This window comes from Ancylobacter pratisalsi (assembly GCF_010669125.1).
Lineage (GTDB): Bacteria > Pseudomonadota > Alphaproteobacteria > Rhizobiales > Xanthobacteraceae > Ancylobacter > Ancylobacter pratisalsi.
In genome coordinates this window covers 211,940-232,128 of the sequence record NZ_CP048630.1, presented here as the reverse complement: position 1 = coordinate 232,128, position 20,189 = coordinate 211,940, and the positions used below count along the sequence as shown (strand labels likewise).

Annotated in this window: 19 protein-coding genes; 12 read left to right on the top strand and 7 right to left on the bottom strand. The window is 65.1% G+C overall.

The genetic code is table 11. From position 1 onward, the window contains the following. Positions 1-3: 3 nt before the first annotated feature. From G3A50_RS01175 to G3A50_RS01165, 3 genes are all read left to right on the top strand, one after another. Entirely contained in the window at positions 4-435 is a 432-nt protein-coding gene (locus G3A50_RS01175; RefSeq protein WP_163077171.1) for a VOC family protein, read from the top strand. 137 nt (positions 436-572) lie between these two features. Then, the gene (gene sufA, locus G3A50_RS01170) at positions 573-959 is read left to right on the top strand and encodes a Fe-S cluster assembly scaffold SufA (protein ID WP_246252009.1); all 387 of its coding nucleotides are present in this window, start codon (positions 573-575) and stop codon (positions 957-959) included. A 27-nt stretch (positions 960-986) separates the two neighbouring features. Next, the gene (locus G3A50_RS01165) at positions 987-1,379 is read left to right on the top strand and encodes a TfoX/Sxy family protein (protein ID WP_163073403.1); all 393 of its coding nucleotides are present in this window, start codon (positions 987-989) and stop codon (positions 1,377-1,379) included. 297 nt (positions 1,380-1,676) lie between these two features. On the opposite strand, the gene G3A50_RS01160 is transcribed toward G3A50_RS01165, so the two are convergent. Next, the gene (locus tag G3A50_RS01160; RefSeq protein ID WP_163073402.1) at positions 1,677-3,236 is read right to left on the bottom strand and encodes a DEAD/DEAH box helicase; all 1,560 of its coding nucleotides are present in this window, start codon (positions 3,234-3,236) and stop codon (positions 1,677-1,679) included. 212 nt (positions 3,237-3,448) lie between these two features. Here G3A50_RS01160 and G3A50_RS01155 point away from each other — a divergent pair, with 212 nt between their 5' ends. Together G3A50_RS01155 and G3A50_RS01150 are read left to right on the top strand one after the other, a co-directional pair. After that, positions 3,449-3,934, top strand: coding sequence for a GreA/GreB family elongation factor (locus G3A50_RS01155; protein ID WP_163073401.1), 486 nt, complete (start codon positions 3,449-3,451; stop codon positions 3,932-3,934). 282 nt (positions 3,935-4,216) lie between these two features. Continuing rightward, positions 4,217-4,843: a LysE family translocator gene (locus G3A50_RS01150; protein ID WP_163073400.1), complete on the top strand. Its 627-nt coding sequence runs from the start codon at positions 4,217-4,219 to the stop codon at positions 4,841-4,843. A 61-nt stretch (positions 4,844-4,904) separates the two neighbouring features. Here the strand turns inward: G3A50_RS01150 and parE are convergent, their stop codons facing one another. Both parE and G3A50_RS01140 read right to left on the bottom strand, forming a co-directional pair. Further along, on the bottom strand, positions 4,905-6,944 hold the full coding sequence (parE, locus tag G3A50_RS01145) for a DNA topoisomerase IV subunit B (protein WP_163073399.1): 2,040 nt from the start codon (positions 6,942-6,944) through the stop codon (positions 4,905-4,907). Between the two features lie 113 nt (positions 6,945-7,057). Further along, complete coding sequence (locus tag G3A50_RS01140; protein ID WP_246252008.1) at positions 7,058-7,342, bottom strand: hypothetical protein; 285 nt, start codon at positions 7,340-7,342, stop codon at positions 7,058-7,060. A gap of 206 nt (positions 7,343-7,548) precedes the next feature. Here G3A50_RS01140 and argC point away from each other — a divergent pair, with 206 nt between their 5' ends. Continuing rightward, positions 7,549-8,604, top strand: coding sequence for an N-acetyl-gamma-glutamyl-phosphate reductase (gene argC / locus G3A50_RS01135; protein ID WP_163073398.1), 1,056 nt, complete (start codon positions 7,549-7,551; stop codon positions 8,602-8,604). A gap of 94 nt (positions 8,605-8,698) precedes the next feature. Here the strand turns inward: argC and G3A50_RS22440 are convergent, their stop codons facing one another. Together G3A50_RS22440 and phaC are read right to left on the bottom strand one after the other, a co-directional pair. Next, complete coding sequence (locus G3A50_RS22440; protein WP_210255195.1) at positions 8,699-9,508, bottom strand: lysozyme inhibitor LprI family protein; 810 nt, start codon at positions 9,506-9,508, stop codon at positions 8,699-8,701. Further along, positions 9,505-11,715 carry a class I poly(R)-hydroxyalkanoic acid synthase gene (phaC, locus tag G3A50_RS01125; protein ID WP_246252006.1) on the bottom strand — a complete coding sequence of 737 codons (2,211 nt, stop codon included), beginning with the start codon at positions 11,713-11,715 and terminating at the stop codon, positions 9,505-9,507. The genes G3A50_RS22440 and phaC overlap by 4 nt, the downstream gene beginning before the upstream one ends. 261 nt (positions 11,716-11,976) lie before the next feature. Here phaC and G3A50_RS01120 point away from each other — a divergent pair, with 261 nt between their 5' ends. The 5 genes from G3A50_RS01120 to G3A50_RS01100 all read left to right on the top strand — a co-directional run bounded on the left by G3A50_RS01120 (position 11,977) and on the right by G3A50_RS01100 (position 16,664). Beyond that, the gene (locus G3A50_RS01120; RefSeq protein ID WP_163073397.1) at positions 11,977-12,342 is read left to right on the top strand and encodes a hypothetical protein; all 366 of its coding nucleotides are present in this window, start codon (positions 11,977-11,979) and stop codon (positions 12,340-12,342) included. 148 nt (positions 12,343-12,490) lie between these two features. After that, positions 12,491-13,708, top strand: coding sequence for an LL-diaminopimelate aminotransferase (locus G3A50_RS01115; protein WP_163073396.1), 1,218 nt, complete (start codon positions 12,491-12,493; stop codon positions 13,706-13,708). A gap of 54 nt (positions 13,709-13,762) precedes the next feature. Then, a complete protein-coding gene (locus G3A50_RS01110) occupies positions 13,763-15,082 on the top strand; it encodes a homoserine dehydrogenase (protein WP_163073395.1) in 1,320 nt (439 codons plus the stop codon). Positions 15,083-15,098: 16 nt separating this feature from the next. Then, complete coding sequence (gene glpX, locus G3A50_RS01105) at positions 15,099-16,094, top strand: class II fructose-bisphosphatase (protein ID WP_163073394.1); 996 nt, start codon at positions 15,099-15,101, stop codon at positions 16,092-16,094. A 228-nt stretch (positions 16,095-16,322) separates the two neighbouring features. Continuing rightward, positions 16,323-16,664, top strand: coding sequence for a hypothetical protein (locus G3A50_RS01100; protein ID WP_163073393.1), 342 nt, complete (start codon positions 16,323-16,325; stop codon positions 16,662-16,664). 137 nt (positions 16,665-16,801) lie between these two features. Here G3A50_RS01100 and G3A50_RS01095 read toward each other — a convergent pair whose 3' ends face one another. Next, on the bottom strand, positions 16,802-17,497 hold the full coding sequence (locus tag G3A50_RS01095; protein WP_246252003.1) for an alpha/beta hydrolase: 696 nt from the start codon (positions 17,495-17,497) through the stop codon (positions 16,802-16,804). A 221-nt stretch (positions 17,498-17,718) separates the two neighbouring features. Here G3A50_RS01095 and G3A50_RS01090 point away from each other — a divergent pair, with 221 nt between their 5' ends. Continuing rightward, entirely contained in the window at positions 17,719-18,582 is an 864-nt protein-coding gene (locus tag G3A50_RS01090) for a DMT family transporter (RefSeq protein WP_163073392.1), read from the top strand. Between the two features lie 86 nt (positions 18,583-18,668). On the opposite strand, the gene G3A50_RS01085 is transcribed toward G3A50_RS01090, so the two are convergent. Further along, entirely contained in the window at positions 18,669-20,033 is a 1,365-nt protein-coding gene (locus tag G3A50_RS01085; RefSeq protein ID WP_163073391.1) for an esterase-like activity of phytase family protein, read from the bottom strand. Positions 20,034-20,189 lie beyond the last annotated feature (156 nt).

The window sequence follows — 20,189 nt, the reverse complement described above, 5'->3', positions numbered from 1 at the left end:
GAGATGCCGGCAGGCGCGGGAATTCCGCCGATCTCCGGCGTGCTCGAAACCGGGCTGTATGTTGACGACCTGGCCCGCGCGCGTGATTTCTACGAGCGGGTTCTGGGTCTCGCGCCGATGGTCGCGGATACCCGCTTCTGCGCTTACAATGCCGGGCCGGCCAGCGTGCTGCTGCTTTTCAAGCGGGGCGGCACGGTGGAGCCGGTCGACATGGATGGCGGTGTCATCCCGCCCCATGATGGGCATGGCCCGCTGCACTACGCGCTGGCGATTCCTGAGGGGTCGGAGGCGCAGTGGCAGGCTCACCTGACTGCGCAGGGCGTTGCCATAGAAAGCCGCATTGACTGGGACGGCGGAGGGATCAGTCTTTATTTCCGTGATCCCGACGGGAATCTGGTGGAGCTTGCCACGCCGGGCCTGTGGCTGAACTATTGAGGGCCGTGGCCGGTTTGCCCTGCTTGCTGCGCGCAGCCGTGCCGCATTCGTCCGTCTTGTACGTGGGGGCGTGCTGCCCCATCTTATGGCTACCGATCCGCCGGCCTTGAACCGGCGCTGATGTGGAGAAGGCCCGAATGACCCAGAATCGCCCCCGTCCGCAAGTCATGCGGCTTACCGATGCCGCCGCCGAGCGCGTGCGCAGCATTATCGAGCGTTCCGACAAGCCTGTGATCGGCCTGCGGGTCGGCGTGAAGAATGGCGGCTGTGCCGGCATGGAATACACGATGGAATTCGCCGAGGAAGCCGGCCGCTTCGACGAGGTCGTCGAGGACAAGGGCGTGAGGGTGCTCATCGACCCCAAGGCGGTGTTGTACCTGCTCGGCACCGAGATGGACTTCCGCGCCGACAAGCTGTCCGCCCAGTTCGTGTTCAATAACCCGAACCAGACGTCTGCCTGCGGCTGCGGCGAATCGGTGGCCATCACGCCGGCGCAGTCCGAAACGGCGAGCGTGGGCGCCTGATCTCCTGATTTCCTGGGAGCCGCATTCATGGACGAGGCGGCGATAGCGGATATTTTCGCGGCCTTCGGTCCGGTGCGCTGTCGGCGGATGTTTGGCGGTCTTGGGCTCTATGCCGATGGGCTGATGTTCGGCCTCGTCGTCCGGGACCACATTTATCTGAAGACGGATGGTGATTTCGCGCGTGCGCTGGAAATGCGCGGGGCCGAGCCGTTTGTTTATGAAGCCCGGGGGCGGAAAGTGACCCTGTCTTACTGGATGCTTCCCGAGGCGGCGCTGGACGACACCGAGGATGCGGCGGAACTGGCGCGCACGGCTCTTGGCATTGCGCGCCGTGCCGCTGGCGACACTCCGCCCGGCACCCGGAAGCCCCGCGCGAAGCAATCGCGGCGTGAGCGCATCCCAGGACAAGACATCACCTAGCCGTTCAACGCGCCTGCTCGAACGTCCTGGGAGGGCCCTTGGCCAACGTCGCCTGCCCCCCATCCGCCTGCATGCAGATGGTGAATGGCAGCCAATGTCGAGCGTCTTGTTGAGGTGCCCTGAACTCGACCCGTCAGAGTTTTCCGTCTGGGCCTCGGCATCGGATGCGGGCGGCGCGCGCGGCGATCCATTCGCCATCTGCGCGCCCGCATCAAGGGTGGGACACAGGGCGCCTTGTGAGGCGCACGCTGTGAACTGGCGGGCTGGGTCAGCCCGCCGAAACTCCCGTCACCAGGTTCAGCCGGCCTTGATGCGCACCGGGCGCAGCAGGAAGGCCGGCAGATGCGAGGTATCCGCCGGCTCGTCGGCCGGGGAGGGGCGCTCGCTGCGCCGATGCGTCAGCGGAGTGACCGGCGCGCGGGCCGCGCTGGTTGGTGCCGCCTTCGCGGCGGCGGGCTTGGACACCACCGACACAGCCGAATCCGGCTTGGTTGCGGCGGCGACATCCTTGGTGCGGGTGGAACGACGGCGCGCCGGCTTGGCCGCCGGTGCGATTTCCGCGGCGACCTCTTCGACGGCTTCCTCGACCTTGGGAGCTGCCGGCCGTTCGGCGCTGTCGCGGCGTCGGGCAGGACGTGCCCCGCGACGCTCGCTTTCTCCGTCACGCTCGCGGCCACGGCTGCGCTCGCTGGGGCGCGGAGTGCGAGGCTCGGAGGGACGCAGCGCGTCCAGGCTCTCGCCTTCCTTCCAGTCGATCGCACGGCCGATCAGCTTCTCGATCGCCGCAAGCGACTTCACGTCGGACGCGGTGGCGATGGTGAAGGCGGCCCCCGCGCGGCCGGCACGACCGGTGCGGCCGATGCGGTGCACGTAGTCCTCGGCGTGGTGCGGGGTGTCGTAGTTGAACACGTGGCTGACCGCCGGAATGTCGAGGCCGCGCGCTGCGACGTCGGAGGCTACGAGCAGCGTGGCGTCACCATTGCGGAACTGGTCGAGCGCCTGCATACGCGAGCGCTGGTCCATGTCGCCGTGCAAGGCGACCGCCTTGAAGCCGTGGCGCTGAAGCGACTTGTGCACCACCGCGACATCACGCTTGCGATTGCAGAAGATGATGCCGTTCTGAAGGTTCTCGGCGCCCTGGATCAGTTCGCGCAGCTTCTCGCGCTTCTCGTAATCTTCCTTGCCCGAGGCGACCAGCAACTGGGTGATGGTCGAGGCGGTGGAAGACGGCCGCGAAGCCTCGATCTGCACCGGGTTGGACAGGAACTGCGCGACGAGACGCTGGATTTCCGGCGGCATGGTGGCCGAGAAGAACAGCGTCTGGCGGGTGAAGGGCACCAGCTTGGCGACCCGCTCAATATCCGGGATGAAGCCCATGTCGAGCATGCGGTCCGCTTCGTCGATGACGAGGATCTCGATGCCCGACAGCAGCAGCCGCCCACGCTCGACATGGTCGAGCAGGCGGCCGGGGGTCGCGATCAGCACGTCGACGCCGCGCAGCAGCTTGGCATCCTGATCGCCAAAGGAGACGCCGCCGATCAGCAGCGCGACGTTCAGCTTGTGGTTCTTGCCGTAGCGGGTGAAATTTTCCTCGACCTGCGCGGCAAGCTCGCGCGTCGGCTCAAGGATCAGCGTCCGCGGCATCCGCGCCCGGGCACGGCCCTGTTCAAGCAGGGTCAGCATGGGCAGCGTGAAGGCGGCTGTCTTTCCGGTGCCGGTCTGGGCGAGGCCCAGCACATCGCGGCGCGCCAGAATATGCGGTATCGCCTGCGCCTGGATCGGCGTGGGCTCGGTATAGCCGGTATCGGCAACGGCCGAGAGCACCTTGTCGCTCAGGCCCAGTTCGTTAAAAGGCATCTAGGATCAATTCTGCGGCAGCGCACCGCTCACCAGATCCCTCGAGCCGTAACCGGGGACGGGCTGCAACGTCGTCGCGCGGAACGCATCTGTCGGATAGGTTAGACGACGTGCGGGAACATAGGCGCAATGCTCGGAAAGTCAATGGAAATCGGTACTGTCAAGGGGTTTTCTGCCAGCCGGGCAAGCCGTTCGCCCGCAGGGTGCAGGCCGTGAGCCGCGCCTTCGTGAAGGAGGACGGCGGCGGCGAGGCGCTGCCCGAGCGTCCTGTCAGCACCGAGCGCAATCTCGTCACACGTCGCGGCCTGGCGCTCATCGAGCAGGAGGTGGCGCGCCAGCGGGAAGCTGTGGCGGCGGCTACGGCCCGCAGCGAGCGCGACGCGGTGGCAGCCGCTTCCCGCGAATTGCGTTACTGGAGCGCGCGACGCGCCAGCGCGGAGCCTGTCGACCCGCCGGGCGAGGGCGATGTCATCACGTTCGGAATGGCGGTGTTGCTGGAAGACGAGGGCGGTCGTGCGCGCCGCTTTCGCATCGTGGGGGAGGACGAGGCGGACCCCAAGCTCGGGCGTATTGCCTGGATCTCACCGGTCGCCCGCGCCCTGACGGGCAAGTGGATCGGCGACGAGATCTCTCTGCCGGTGGGGACGATGACGATCATCGACGTTGATCCGGCGCCCGAGCCGGTGCCCGATGACTAACGGTGAATGCCCGGCGGCATTGCTTCGGTCCCCTTCTGGGCCCTAGGGGGGCGGCTGATACTCAAGGTTCCGTGCCGGCTCGGTGGCGACTTGCCCTGTGCCATGCAGGGCCGGGGATGGCCGGTTGGCGGCGCGGCGGCCTAAAAAGGCGCTGCGGCCAATCGTTTTGATCTACCGCTCCGACCGGCTGCTGCGACAGGGCCAATCTCGCGCTTGCTGTCGCTGGCCGATGAGGGCAAGAGACGAAGGCAAGTCGCAGCCTCGCTTCGCCGGAACGCCGCCATGATCTCCGCTGAGACGCTTCTCATCTTCGCGCCCGCCGCGCTGGCTCTCAATCTCACGCCGGGTAACGATATGCTGTTCTGCCTCGGGCAAGGCATGAAGTCCGGACCGAGAGCGGGTATCGCGGCGAGCCTTGGCATTACCTGCGGCGGCATCATTCATACGCTCGCCGCGGCGCTGGGACTCGCAGCGTTGCTCGCCTCGCACCCAGGCGCCTTTGAGGTGATCCGCTGGGCGGGGGTGGCCTATCTGGTGTGGCTGGCGATCAAGGCGTTCACCTCGCCGGGCGTGGCGCTTGGCACCGAGGGAGCCCGGCGCGAAACGCCCGGCGCGGCCTTCCGGCAGGCGGTTGTGGTCAACCTCACCAATCCAAAGATCGTCGTCTTCGTGCTGGCGTTTCTGCCGCAATTCGTCGATCCCGCACGCGGCTCACCCTTCGTGCAGTTTCTGTTGCTCGGGGCCATCCTCAATGGTGGGGGGATGGTCATCAATGGGCTGGTTGGCGGATTCGCCGGTGCGTTGAGAAGCCGACTAACATCCCGCATCGATCTTGCCCGCTACGCGCAACGCGTTACTGGCCTTATCTTTCTCGGGCTCGCGGCACGCATTGCGTTTGAACGTCGCTGACCGATCGTTTCACCCGGTAAGCGACCTGCGCGCTGAGGCGCGGTGTTCCCCCGGCGTAAAATCAGATGTCCAGCAACTCGTCATTGGCAAAGGCGGCCCGTTCCGAGATGAAGGCAAAGCGGCTCTCGGGCTTGTTGCCCATCAGCCGTTCGACAATGTCCACGGTGGCCGCACGCTCGGCCTCCTCCACATTGACGCGAAGCAGCATGCGCGACTTCGGGCTCATCGTGGTTTCCTTGAGCTGAGCGGGCATCATTTCGCCAAGGCCCTTGAATCGCCCGATGTCGACCTTGCCGCGCCCGGCGAATTCCTTCGCCAGCAGCTGGTCGCGATGCGCCTCGTCTCGGGCGTAGAGCGTCTTCGCGCCCTGTGTGATGCGGTAGAGTGGCGGCACGGCGAGGAAGAGATGGCCGTTCTCGATCAGCCGCGGCATCTGCCGGAAGAAAAAAGTGACCAGAAGGGAAGCGATGTGGGCGCCGTCGACATCGGCGTCGGTCATGATGATCACGCGCTCGTAGCGCAGGTCTTCATCGCGATAATTCGCACCCGTGCCGCAGCCCAGAGCCTGGATAAGGTCCGAGAGCTGCTGGTTCTGGGCGAGTTTGTCGCGCCCGGCGCTGGCGACGTTCAGGATCTTGCCGCGCAGGGGAAGCACCGCCTGCGTTTGGCGCGAGCGCGCCTGCTTGGCCGAGCCGCCGGCGGAATCGCCCTCGACGATGAAGAGTTCGGAACCCGCCGCTGAATTGTTCGAGCAGTCGGCGAGCTTGCCGGGCAGGCGCAGCTTGCGCACGGCGGTCTTGCGGGAGACTTCCTTTTCCTGTCGGCGTCGCAGCCGTTCCTCGGCGCGCTCCACCACCCAGTCGAGCAGGCGGCTGGCCTGCATGGGGTTGCCAGCCAGCCAGTGATCATAGGCGTCGCGCATCGCGGTCTCGACGATGCGCGAGGCCTCTGCGGTCGCCAGTCTTTCCTTGGTTTGGCCCTGGAATTCGGGTTCGCGCACGAAGACGGAGAGCATGGCGGCGCACCCCGCCATGATGTCGTCGGAGGTGACGATAGAGGCGCGCTTGGCGTTGCCGGTTCGCTCGGCGTGGTCACGCAGACCCTTAAGCAGCACGGAGCGCAGCCCAGACTCGTGGGTGCCTCCTTCCGCCGTCGGAATGGTGTTGCAGTAGGAAGCGACGGAGCCGTCCGCGTCTCCCAGCCACGCCACGGCCCATTCCGCCGAGCCATGTCCGCCGGGGCGCGACGTCTTGCCGGCGAAAATATCGGGGTGCACCAGCGTATGGCCGGCTATATCGGCGGCGAGATAGTCCTTGAGGCCGCCCGGGAAGCGGAAGACCGCCTTCTCGGGGATCTCGGTGCCCGCCACCAGCGAGGCTTCGCAGTTCCAGCGAATCTCGACGCCGCCGAAGAGATAGGCCTTGGAACGCGCCATCTTGAACACGCGCGCCGGCTTGAAATGGGCGCCCTCGCCGAAGATCTGCGCGTCGGGATGGAAGCGGACCCGCGTCCCGCGCCGGTTCAGCACCCGGCCGACTTCCTGGATCGGTCCCTGAGGGAGCCCGCGCGAATAGATCTGGCGATAAAGCGTCTGCCCGCGGGCGACCTCGACCTCCAGCACGTCGGAGAGGGCGTTCACGACCGAGACACCGACGCCGTGGAGGCCGCCCGAGGTTTCATAAACCTTCGAATCGAACTTGCCGCCGGCGTGCAGCGTGGTGAGGATCACCTCCAGCGCCGATTTGCCGGGATATTTCGGGTGTTCCTCGATGGGGATACCGCGACCGTTGTCGGTCACGGTCAGGCAGCCGTCAGCGGTCAGCTCCACTTCGATGAAGCTGGCATGGCCGGCCACCGCCTCGTCCATGGAATTGTCGATCACCTCGGCGAAGAGGTGATGAAGCGCCTTCTCGTCGGTGCCGCCAATATACATGCCCGGCCTGCGCCGAACGGGCTCCAGTCCCTCCAGCACCTCGATATCAGCGGCGGTATAGCCGCTCTCGCCAGGCGTGCCTCCCGCTGACGTGCTGCGCGAGGTCGGCTTTGCGGCCGGGCGCGGCTGAGGAGGCGTAGAGGCAAACAGGTCGTCCGCGTTCGACATCGAGCGTTGGGGCTTTCAGCTGACAGTTGAGGTGCGATTCGATTAGAGCACAGTTTGATGCCGGTCAGCACTAGCAGGAACAGGGCGTGAACGCAGCCCCGCTCGTTGGTGATCTAGCGGGCCAGCCGCCGCCGATTGGCGCGGACCTTGCGGCCATAAAGCGCGACGATCTCCGGCCCGACTTTGTCCAGCCGGCCGTTCGTCGCTGCGGAAACAAGGCGAGCATTCACTTCGCCAAGGGTGATGGTCTTCTCGGTGACCATGCGCACGGCCTCGACGCCGGCGGCGAAATCGCCGCGTGCAAGACGACTCATCCGTTCGGCGATGACGACCTGCGAGTCGAGGCCGAGGCGGGCCATGCTCATGCTGAACGCGAAGAAGTCGAAGGGATCTGTCATGGGAGGTGGTTTCCGGTAAGGAGACGCCGAATGGCGATGAGCAAAGTGCCGGCGATGGCTTTCTGTTCCGTGCGTGTCTGACGCGGCCGCCATGCGCCGCGCGCGTGCGTCCTGTCTTTCGTCCGCCATCTATACGGTGTAATGGCCCGGTTTCACTAACGCGGCGCTTTGCAGAGCGCGTGCGGCCAGCGACGGGGATCGCGACGATGACGGAAGGCAGGGCACGGATCGCCATATTGGGCGCCTCGGGATACACCGGCGCGGAGCTGGTGCGTCTGCTGGCGCGCCATCCGCGCGTCGAGATCGTGGCGCTCACGGCGGACCGCAAGGCCGGCCAGTCGATGGCCGATGTGTTCCCCCAGTTCGCCCCGCTCACCCTGCCCAAGCTGATAACCATCGACGAGGTGGACTGGACCGGGGTCGATCTGGCGTTCTGCGCCCTGCCTCATGGCACGACGCAGCAGGTGATCAAGCGCGTGTTCGAAAGCGCGCCGCACATCAAGATGGTGGACTTGTCCGCTGATTTCCGGCTGCGCGACCCGGGCGTCTATGAGCAATGGTACGGCCACCCGCACCAGGCGCTGGAGCTGCAGCAGGAGGCGGTCTACGGCGTCGTCGAGCTTTATCGCTCGGATATCCGGAAGGCACGGCTTGTGGCCAATCCGGGTTGCTACACCACGACCGCGATCCTGCCTGTCGTGCCGCTCATCGAAGCTGGCGCGATTGAGCCGGATCACATCGTCATCGATGCCAAGAGCGGCGTTACCGGGGCGGGCCGCTCCGCCAAGGAATCGCTGCTCTATGCCGAGGTGACGGATGGCATGCACGCCTATGGCGTGGGCAGCCACCGCCACATGGCCGAGCTCGACCAGGAATATTCCAAGGCGGCAGGGCGCACGGTGGTGCCCAGTTTCACGCCCCATCTCATTCCGATGACTCGTGGCATCTACGCGACCATCTATGTGAAGACGGGCGCGGGCGTTGGCGCCGAGGGCGTGCACCGGGTGCTGGCGGATTTCTACAAGGGCGAGCCCTTCGTTCATGTGCTCCCGCTTGGCCAGGTGCCGCAGACGCGTTTTGTGAAGGGCTCCAATATGGCCTTCATCGGCGTGATCAAGGACCGCGCGCCCGACCGCGTCATCGTCATTTCCACCACCGACAACCTGGTCAAGGGCGCCTCCGGCCAGGCGGTGCAGAACATGAACCTCGTGCTCGGTTTCCCTGAGACCACGGGTCTGGAGCAGATCGCGCTGTTTCCGTGAGCGGGCCGTCCACGCCGCTGCAAGAGGCTCGGAACTGACCGATTGAGCGCCGATCCCGGCGCGCCACGGCGCGTCGGGAAGGCCTGAGGCCGGGTCAGTCGCCGCGGGCGGAATAGCGCGCGGTGAGTGACGAGCCGTTCCATTCCCAAGTGCCCCAGCAGGCCGCTGCCGGAGGCAAAGAGCTGCACCGGCTCTTGTCGACCCAGATATCGAGCTTCGTCGACTTGGTCCCCTGCACCAGAGTGGGGCGGCTGCCGCGCAGCTTCATCGGAGCATAGTCCGCGCTCGACAGGTCTACCCAGATGTCGCAGCCATCATTGGCGCAGTAGGCCGTTGCAGCGCCATCGCAGAGCAGGTTCTGCGCGTTGAGCAGATAGTCCGGCTTGCCGTCCTGGTCGAGGTCGGCGCTCATCATCTGTGGCGATGCATCGCCCTCGATCACTCCGCCCAGCTCCCGGCATTGCCCTGCAAGCGCGCTGATCTGCACCATCACCGGTTGCGGTGCGGGCAAGGGTGAGGGATCGGCGTTGGCCTCTGCCGTGAGGGTCTGGATCGCTCCGCCAAGCAGTCGTTTCAGCGTCGCGTTCCGCGCGATGTAGAGCGCGGACAGGCAGGCAGCGTCGCGCCCGCATTTCGCTCGTGCGTCGAGAAAGGCGCGGGCATCGTCGCGCCGCGCGCCGCTCGCGCCCATGAGGAGCGGCATGCGGCTATAGGCGAACCACAACGCACCCATTTCGCTGTCCAGCGCCGAAAGCGCCGGGTCGGCGCAGACGGCGCGCTCATCCGGCGTGCGGGCTTTCCCGCAATCAAAACTCGCCGCGAGGGTGGCGCCCGGGCGTCCACTGACGAATGCCGCGATAAGGATCGCGGCCAGGAGAACTGCGGCTGGCCGGCCGCTCTTCACGACGTGACCTTCACGTAGCTGCCAGGCGCGTCCTCGATCGCCGGATAGGGGCCCTTGCCGGGGATGCGGGCGGCGACGCGACGGGTCTCCTGAGCCGCGATCCATGCGAACCAGTCCGGCCACCACGAACCGGGATGCATCTCGGCCTTCTCCAGCCAGCTCTCGAGATCGCCCTCGGGGGATGGGCCGGTCCAGTACTGATACTTGCCGCGCGAGGGCGGGTTTATCACTCCGGCGATATGGCCCGAGCCCGCCAACACGAAGCGGCCGCGCCGTCCATAGCACTGCAGGCCAAGAAATACCGACGCCGCAGGGGCGATGTGATCCTCGCGCGTGGCCATGTTGTAGATGGGAAGGTCGACCTTTTTCAGATCGATCTTCGCGCCGGCCAGCATCAGCTTTCCCTCGGCCAGCTTGTTGTCGAGGTAGCAGTTGCGCAGATAGAAGGAATGGTTCGCCGCCGGCAGCCGCGTGGAATCCGCGTTCCAGTACAAAATGTCGAACGGGAACGGCGCCTGGCCCTTGAGGTAGTTGTTGACGACATAGGGCCAGATCAGGTCGTTCGCCCGCAGCATGTTGAAGGCGTTGGCCATGGTCCGGCCTTCCAGCACGCCCGTTTCCAGCATCTTGCGCTCAAGATGGGCAACCTGCTCCTCGTCGATGAACACCCTGAGATCGCCTGCATGGGTGAAGTCGACCTGCGTGGTGAGGAAGCTGGCGGACTTGACGCCGACATCCCGTTTCTGCACCCCCAGCCAGCCAAGCGTGATCGCCAGCATGGTGCCGCCCACGCAATAGCCGACCGCGTGGATCTGCTTGGTGCCGCAGGCTTTCTTCGCCACTTCGAATGCCGTCAGCACGCCTTCGCGCATGTAGTCCTCGAAGCCGCGGCTGGCGAGTTCCGGTCCCGGATTGACCCAGGACACCACGAACACGGTCAGTCCCTGTTCGACCGCCCAGCGCACGTAGGATTTCTCCGGGCTGAGATCCAGCACGTAGAACTTGTTGATCCATGGCGGGATGATGACCAGGGGCGTCGCCAGCACTTTTTCGGTCTGTGGCGCATACTGGATCAGCTGCATCAGCTCATTCTGGAAGATGACCTTGCCTGGCGTGCCGGCGAGGTTTTCGCCCACCTTGAACTTGCTGCCGTCCGTCTGGCGAATCTTCAGGTCGCCGCCGCCTGCCTCGATGTCCTCGGCCAGCATTTTCATGCCACGCACGAGGTTTTCGCCATTGGAGGCGAGGGTGGTGCGCAGCAGCTCGGGATTGGTGAGCACGAAGTTGGAGGGCGAGATCGCCCCCGCGATCTGGCGGACGTAGAACTCCGCCTTGTGCTTCGTATGGTCGTCAATCTCGGCCTTATCGACCATGTCCTCGGCCCAGTTGGTCGTGAGCAGATAGGTCTGCTTCAGGGCGTCGAAGAACGGATTGCTGCTCCATTCAGGATCGGTGAAGCGCGTGTCGCGGGCCGGGGGTGCTGCGACCGGCTTGGTTTCTTCGCCGCCGAGGCGCTTGAGGGTGGAGGACCACAGCGACAGATACCCGCCGATGAGCTGCGATTGAGCTTCGAGCGTGCGCTGGGGGTCGGCCAGCCAGTATTCGGCGACGTTGCCGATCGTCTTCATGACGTCGGCGATATCGTCGGCGACGTCATCCTTGACCAGCCCTTCCTCGCGCGGGCGAAGATAGGCCGCCATGGCCTTGCCGCCTTCTTCCACCAGCCGGGCGAGGTTGCCGGCGAAGGCCTGGAAATCGATTGGAGAGCCGTGAGGCGGTGCGTCCTTTACGTCGGGTTCCGGGCTCGCCGCCGGCAGCGCGGGTGAGGGCGGCGTTGCCACCAGATCCTTCAGAAGCGCCACGGCGGCTTCCGCAGCCGGTAATGCCTTTGCTTTCGCCGCTTCGCCGGCGGCCTGCCTGGCGCTGCGTCGCTGCGAAGGACGCACCGCGTAGCGCGGCAGGGGATGATCTTCGACGGCGGCCGCGACGCGCGACTTGGGCACCGTGCGCGGCGCCTCGGCGCTCGCCTTGGCGAGAGTGTCCACCGGGGCCGCCTTGGCCCTGGCGGAAGCCGCTTTGGGCGGTGCGGACGTCGGCGGGGTGGCGGTCGCGCCCTTGCCCCTAGCCTTGCCCTTGACCGCCGCGCCCTTGACGGCGGTGGCCGAGCCCTTGGCTCTTTCGGCCGACGTGGCGCGGGGCGGGGACATCTTCGGCTTCGCTGTTTTCACGAGCGTGCGTTCCGTCGCATCTGCCGCTGGTCGCTTTGCAGAAGTCTTTGGCATCGCAGGCGTAATCTGCCGTTGGACGGTTGGCGTGGTGGAGCCGCCGGACGGCTTCCGTGTGGTACGTCGATTGCTCACCGCTTGTCCCCGCGGGTACGTGCGTTCATAGGTGGGGGCATCATAGACGCGCCGCCCGAACGTAGCGAGTGCGTAACTGACCGAAGTGCGACGGGGCGTAAGGTGAGCATGGGTGATGAACGCGAAATGAAGCCGAACCGCCGCAAGGAAGTGGTCGCCGGCCGAGCGAATGGTCTGTTCGCCCTTGGTTTGGCTTTGCTTCTCGGCGGCTGCGCGGGGGGAGGCCTCACATCGGGGCTTTCCGATGAAAGCCTCGCGCAAGCCATCGGCGCGGCCCCCAAGTCGGAGGCCACCGCTCCCGCCGCCACGGGGCCGTACAAGGAATTGCCCTATCCCAATTTCGGTGCGCCAAAGCAGGTGGGTGATCGTCCCGTGATGACGCCCGCCGAGACCGAGCAGATGCAGTCTGATCTTGAAGGCCTGGCGAAGGAGCGCGAACAGAAAATGCTGAAGGAGCTCGAGCAGTCGCAATAACTTCCGGAATCGGCCGGCAGAACGAAATTTTCATCACGGTTCTGCCACCTTGGACTGACATCCCTCGCTGCATGCCTGCATGAAGAGTGATATGTAGCCGCCGTTGTGCTGTCCCGAACATGCCGGGGCGGCTTGGAGCTTGAGAGCCATGACTGATTTCCACCGTATTCGCCGGCTTCCGCCGTATGTGTTCGAGCAGGTCAACCGGGTTAAGGCCACCGCCCGCAACGCCGGCGCCGACATCGTGGATCTCGGTATGGGAAATCCGGATCTCGATGCGCCCGCGCATGTCGCCGAGAAGCTCAAGGAAACCATCGGCCGGCCGCGTACGGACCGCTATTCGGCGTCCAAGGGAATTCCCGGCCTGCGCCGTGCACAGGCCGCCTATTACGATCGCCGTTTTGGCGTGAAGCTCAATGCGGACACGCAGGTCGTCGCCACGCTGGGTTCGAAGGAAGGCTTCGCCAATATGGCGCAGGCGATCACAGCGCCCGGCGACGTCATTTTGGTGCCCAACCCCTCCTATCCGATCCACGCCTTCGGGTTCCTCATGGCGGGTGCGGCGATCCGCTCGGTGCCCTGCGAGCCGGGCCCTGAATTTTTCCACGCGCTCGAGCGCGCGGTTGCCCACTCGATTCCTTCGCCGCTGGCACTGGTGCTTTGCTATCCGTCGAACCCGACAGCCTGTGTGGCCGACCTCGACTTCTATCGGGACGTCGTGGCCTTCGCGAAGAAGCATGACCTGATCATCCTGTCGGATCTGGCCTATTCGGAGGTCTATTTCGACGGCAATCCGCCGCCTTCCGTGCTTCAGGTGCCCGGCGCGATCGATGTGACGGTGGAGTTCACCTCCATGTCGAAGACCTTCTCCATGGCCGGTTGGCGCATGGGTTTCGCGGTAGGCAACGAGCGTCTGATCGCGGCGCTGGCGCGGGTGAAGTCGTATCTGGATTATGGCGCGTACACGCCGATCCAGGTTGCCGCGACCGCCGCGCTTAATGGCCCGCAGGACTGCATTGCCGATATGCGCGCGGTCTACCGCAAGCGTCGGGATGCGCTGGTCGACAGCTTCGGCAAGGCGGGGTGGGAGATTCCCGTGCCGAGTGCCTCAATGTTCGCCTGGGCGCCGATTCCGGAAAAATTCCGCCCACTCGGTAGCCTCGAATTCGCAAAGCTGTTGATCGAGAAGGCGGATGTGGCGGTCGCGCCGGGTGTCGGTTTCGGCGAACACGGCGACGATTATGTGCGCATCGCGCTTGTGGAGAACGAGCAGCGCATTCGCCAGGCGGCCCGCAATGTCCGCCGCTTCCTTGAAACGGGCGCCGAAACATTGCACAACGTCGTCCCTCTCGCTGCGGCGCGTTGACGCCCGGTTTTTCCGGGCTGCGCTGCTTTCAGTCCTGTCGAGTTCGGATACGTGATGGCGCCGTCGCTCAAGATTGGCATCGCCGGCCTGGGTACGGTCGGTGCGGGTGTGGTTCGCATGCTGGCGCGCCGCAAGGAAGTGATTGCGGCGCGGATTGGTCGGCCCATTGAGGTTGTCGCGGTAAGTGCTCGTGATCGCAGCCGCGACCGAGGCTGTGATCTGTCGGGCATGCGCTGGTTCGATAGCGCGGTGGAACTCGCCTCCTCCCCGGATATCGATGTGTTCGTCGAGCTGATCGGCGGCCACGAGGGGGCGGCCAAGGCCGCGGTCGAGGCCGCTATTGCGGCGGGACACGACGTCGTCACCGCGAACAAGGCTCTTCTCGCCCACCACGGGGTGGCGCTGGCCAGGGCCGCAGAGGCCAAGGGTGTCGGGATTGATTTCGAAGCCGGGGTGGCGGGAGGTATTCCCGTCATTAAGGCGCTTCGGGAAGCGCTGCTCGGCAACGAGATCGCGCGCGTCTCCGGCATCCTCAACGGTACCTGCAATTATATCCTGACCCGGATGCAGGAGGAGGGGCTGTCCTTCGACGTCTGCCTCGATCAGGCGCAGAAGCTTGGCTATGCCGAGGCCGACCCCACATTCGACGTCGACGGCTTTGACACGGCGCACAAGCTGGCGCTGCTCGCGGCGCTCGCCTTCGGCGTGCAGCCTGATCCCGACGCGATTCATGTGGAAGGCATTCGTTCGATCACGCTGGCGGACCTCCAGGCTGCGGACGAGCTTGGCTATCGGGTGAAGCTGCTGGGTGTCGCGGCTCGCTCTGGCGATGCGGTGGAACTGCGGGTCCATCCGACGATGGTGCCTAAACATTGGCCAATCGCGCAGGTCTCAAGTGTCACCAATGCCGTCGCGATCGACGGTGATGCGGTGGCGCTGACGCTTGTCGGGCCGGGTGCGGGCGGTGACGCCACGGCTTCTGCCGTCGTCGGCGACCTCTGCGATCGAGCCGCCGGGCGGTCCGGCTCGCCTTTCGGCTGGCCTGTGGATACGTTGCGTCCCGCCGGCCAACCGACGATCCAGCGTCATGAAGGTGGGTATTATATCCGTCTTGCTGCGGTTGATCGGCCCGGAACGGCGGCAGCGATTGCCCGTCATATGGCCGAGCAGAACATCTCGCTGGAGTCCATAATGCAGCACCGGCGCGGGCGTCCGCATGGCGGAGACCGGGCCGACAGCGCAGAGGATCCGGCACCTGTGGTGTTGATCACCTACGCCACGACGGAAGACGCGGTTCGCCGTGCGATCGACGCCATCGACGCTGATGGCGTGATCGCCTCGCCGCCGCAGGTGATACGGATCGAGAAAGACTAAGAGGGGCAAGGGAACAATGGCTGAAATCACGGTCAAGGCAGGCCAGGCACTCGAGCGCATTCTGACGCTTGAACTGGTGCGCGTTACCGAACGCGCGGCGGTGGCATCGGCTGGGCTTCGCGGGCGTGGTGACGAGAAGGCGGCGGACAAGGCGGCTGTGGACGCGATGCGTCGCGAGCTTAATCGTCTCCCGATCGCCGGCCGCATTGTGATTGGCGAAGGCGAGCGTGACGAAGCGCCGATGCTGTTCATCGGCGAGGAGCTGGGCACCGGCAAGGGACCGGCGGTCGACATCGCCGTCGATCCCCTTGAAGGCACCACCCTCTGTGCCAAGAATATGCCCGGCTCGATTGCCGTCATGGCGATGGCCGAGGGCGGCACGCTGCTTTACGCTCCCGACGTCTACATGGAGAAGATCGCGATCGGCCCCGGCTATCCCAAGGGCGTGATCGATATCGATGCCAGCCCCCAGGACAACATCCATTCGCTCGCCAAGGCGAAGGGGGTGAAGCCCTCCGAAATCACCGCGCTGATTCTGGACCGTCCCCGTCACGCCGGCATTATCGCGGCCGTTCGCAATACAGGCGCTGCCGTGCAGCTCATCACCGATGGTGATGTTGCCGGCGTCATTCACACCACCAATCCGGACGAGACCGGCGTCGATATCTATATCGGCACCGGCGGCGCGCCCGAGGGCGTGCTGGCGGCCGCTGCGCTGCGCTGCATCGGTGGCGAAATGTACACCCGCCTGATCCTCGACACCGACGAGAAGCGCGAGCGCGCCAAGAAGATGGGCGTGAAGGATCCCAAGAAGATCTACACCATCACCGACATGGTGCGCGGCGACTGCCTGATCGCAGCGACCGGCGTGACCACCGGCAATCTGCTCAAGGGCGTGAAATACGAGAAAGGCGTGGTCAAGACCCACACCGTGGTGATGCGCTCCGCATCCGGCACGGTACGCTGGATCGAGGCCGAGCATCGCGACCTTTCCAAGTTCCACCTCGGCTGAACGGAAGCCACCTTGCTCTTCCCGGACGGGGCGCCCAGGCGCCCCGTTTTGCTGTCGCGGGGACCCTTCCTGCCGCTTACCCCATGGGTCGATCCGAGGTGCGGGGGGAACTGAAATCGTGCCCTTAGGCGTCAGGGTGCTTTAGCCATCGGACGGTGTGCTGTATACCAGAGCCGTGACAACGTGCATTCTTCGTGAGTGCTGAAGACAAGTACAAGGGAACGACCCATGTCCGCTACTCATTCGCAGCTGCCCGGCCTGCTGAAGACCCTCACGGCTCTCATCGAGGCCAGCAAGTACACCGAGGTTGCCCAGACATATGGCGCCTTCATCAACGAGCACCCCACCACACGCTTCCTTGCCTCCGAGCCGATCCCCTTCAAGCTCGCTGACCATTTCGCGAAGAAGTTCGGCTCGTCCGCCACGTCGACCTTCACGCTGCAGCACACCACCTGGGCCGAGGACATCAAGGCGGCTCTGAATGAGGGGCCCGATGCCTTCGCCAGCCTCGCCGCCAAGTATGAGGCTTCGGCCGCCGAGGTTGCCAAGTCGGTGAAGAAGGTCGCCTGAGCGCTCTTTCGAGCGAGAGACCAAAGGCTGGCTTCGCGCCAGCCTTTTTTGTTTGCGGGCAGATTCACGAAGCCGCCAACCCCGTTGCCGAGCGGCGGTTGCGTTTCGCGCTCATACCCGGCGGGCTGGGCCTCGCCTCAGTTCTTCGCGTGAACGTCGCGCAGAAAGTAGTCGACGCCCAGCTGCACCATCGCGGGCTGCGAGGCATGCGGCCCACCGTGCTCGACATAGGTGAGGTCGTAGCCGGCCCGCCGGAGCTTCGCCGCGTGCGAGCGGCCGGCGGTCTGGATCGGCGTCTGGGTGTCGCGCTGGCCGTGGGCGATGAATACCTTCGGCTCCGCCTCCTGCGCCAGCACGGTCATGAAACCGGCCGAGAAGGCGAGGATATGGCTCACAATCCGCCCGTTGCTGAGCCCGGTCGATAGTGAATAGCTCCCACCGTCGGAATGGCCGGCGAAGGCAAAATGATTGGGATCCAGCGCGAAGCGGGAGGCCACTTCGGCCAGACCGATATCGAGACGCTCGCGGTCCGGTCCGTTGCCGGCGATGACGATGTCCCAGGTCGGGAACAGCGATTGCGGCACCAGCAGAAGAAAGCCACGCTCTTCGGCGTGCCGACGCATGATCGGCATGATCTTCTCCGCGCTGCCACCGCCTCCGTGGAAAAGCACCACGATCGGCGTCGGTAGAGAGGGGTCGATTCCTTCCGGCACGACAAGCACGTAGTCGCGCGTGTCGAACAGGCCGAGATCATGGCGGCCAGGGGGCAGGGGAGGTTTGCTGGGGGCGGTGTGCCGGAAACTGAGCCGGCCCATGAGAGACAAATCGAGCATGGTGCGCACCATAAGGCGCCGGCATGCCGGGGAAAAGCCGCGATGCCCGCGCAAAGCCATTTGCGCGGCATCCTGCACCGCTCAGAACCCTGCCATGTGACCAGCGCAGGACAGAGATCGCCAGACGGCCCTTTGCTTCGTTTCGTTCCGGCGCTATTGCCCATCTGCCGGCCCGCCCGGTCAGCCCTGCGGGCCGTCGCCCGCGACATCACTGGTTTCTCATGCCCATCAGGCACTCGTTTCTCGCACTCACCGTTGTCTGCGTGTGGGCGCTGAACATCATCATCATCAAGCTCGGTGTCGCCGAACTGCCACCCATCATGATGTGCGCGCTGCGCTTCGTGCTGGTGTCGGTGCTTGTCGTGCCCTTTACCCGCGTGCCTCCGCGCCGCTTGCCGGCGGTCATGCTTGTGTCGGTGACCTTTGGCACGCTGCACTTCGGGCTGCTTTTCGTTGCCCTCGATGCGGCGGAGGCGGGCACCAGCGCGGTGATCATCCAGCTTGGCGCGCCGATCGCGACGCTGCTCTCCTGCCTCGTGTTTCACGAGAAGCTGGGTGCGCTGCGGATGCTCGGCCTGGTGATCTCGATCCTGGGGATCGCCATACTGGCCGCCGGCCCGACGCTGCCGGGCGTTCTGCCGTTCACCCTGTTGCTGATTAGCGCCACAGCCTGGGCCGTGACCAACCTCATCATCAAGGCGATGCCCGACGTGACCCCCATGACGATGATGGGGTGGTCATCGCTGTTCGCCATTCCCCAGCTTCTGCTGGCTTCGTGGCTGTTCGAATTCGATCGATGGGGGATGGTGGCAACTGCGGGCTGGAATGGCTGGTTCACCGTGGCCTACAGCGCGATCGCCTCATCGATTGTCGGCTATGGCATCTGGTACTGGCTGCTCCAGCGCCATGCCATCAATGCCGTGGTGCCCTACTCGATGCTGAACCCGCTTCTCGCGGTGCTGTTTGGTATCGTGCTGATCGGTGACGATCCCTCTCCGGTGAAAATCGTAGGGGCGCTCGTCATGGTCGCGGGTGTCGCTCTCATCCTGCGCCCCCGCGATGTCGTGCTTCCCGATACGGCCTGAAAACGGAATTGGCCGGAACATGCATGCCCCGGCCATTCCCCATTCAGGTCCGGTGATCGCTGCCGCGACAGCCGATCAGGCCCGGATCACTTCGCCTTCAGGAACTCGCCGACGTCGAGCAGGATGAGCTCGTTGTCGTCCGCCTTCTTCGGGTCGCGGCTTGAGGAGAAGGGCAGGTTGTTGTCGTTGCCGACCACGATATGGGTTTCGTCGACGACATCGACGTCTTCAATGGTGAAGAACGGGAAGGTCAGCACGCCCTCGTTCAGCGGCTTGCGGGCAAGCTTGTTGGGATCGGCGATCTTCATCAGATCGATATGGCCGATCTTGCGCACCTGGCCGCCGGCATTCGCATCGGTCAGCTCGATCTTGTAGATGCGCTTGAACTTGGCGATGTCGTGGAAGCAGTCCGGCCCCTTGGTGCCCTCGGCACATGCCTTGTCCGACGTGCCCTCGCCATTGTCGCGTTCGATGATCATGCCGGTGGTGGCATCGATCATGTTGAAGTCGCCGATCGCGTTGCCGTTCTGCTCAAGCGCATACTGCCAGGAGCGGCCGGTCCACTTCTGCGCGGCCACGTCGAATTCAAGGATCAGCAGATACGGCTTGCCGTCGGCGCCCGTCTGCCAGTCCTTCTTCTCGGCGTCCCACAGCGGGCCTTCGAGCAGCGGATAGAGGAACTTGCCGTCCTTGGAGGCCGCCATGCCCTCGAAACCCTTGGAGCGGCGGGCGTTGAAGGTGGCGGTCTGGTTGGGGGCGGCGGAGGAGGCCACCTGGTAGTTGTCAGGCGAGCGAACCGGCTGTTCGCCAGCGATCGTCTCGAACATGTCGAGGACCTTGCCGCTCATGTCCGCCTTGATCAGGAAGGGGCCGAACTCCTCGCCGATCCACAGATCGTTGCCGATGATCTGGAAGCTCTCAAGGTCGAAGTCGGCGCCGGTCAGGTAGCGTGCATCGGTGCCCTCATGGACGATGCGGAACGGCACCTTCTTGTCGGGATCGCGCAGGAAGATGGTCTCGATCGGCTGGAACGCGCCGGTTTTCCAGTCGACCTTGTAGCGGCGCAGGAAGAGCGCGGCGTCCGGGCTGTTGGCCTTGGAGCCGAAACCATTGTCCGTGAGCAGCCAGAACGAGCCATCGGGCATGACCTTGATGCCCGAATGCCCCTGGACGGGCTGCCCCTTGAACGGCAGCGAGACGCCGGTGGGGCGGCTGGCGGACTTGCCTTCGACCGCGCCGACCGTGTCAACGCGCTTGCCGGTGGTGTACTTGCCGGAAACCTTGAGGTCCGCGGGGGCGTCGGCGGGCATCTCGATGAAGGTCTCGGCCGGCAGCAGGGCGTGCCCGGCGAGGGTGGCCGGATAGGTCTGGTCGGCGCGGACGTTCGACGCGGCGCCAGCGAGCGCGATCAGCGCAAGCGCGGCACTCGCGAGCAGCGAGGTGCGAGACATAGGTCATTCTCCAGTGGTCGGGTGCGGCAGCGAGGCCGAGCCGACTTCCTGAATGGCGCGGATGTCATGTGCGCAACGAACCGATGACGAAGCGATGATGCTCGGTCAGACATTCGTTGCGTCGCCGGCTGACCGAATTGGGCCTGCCCTCTCGAC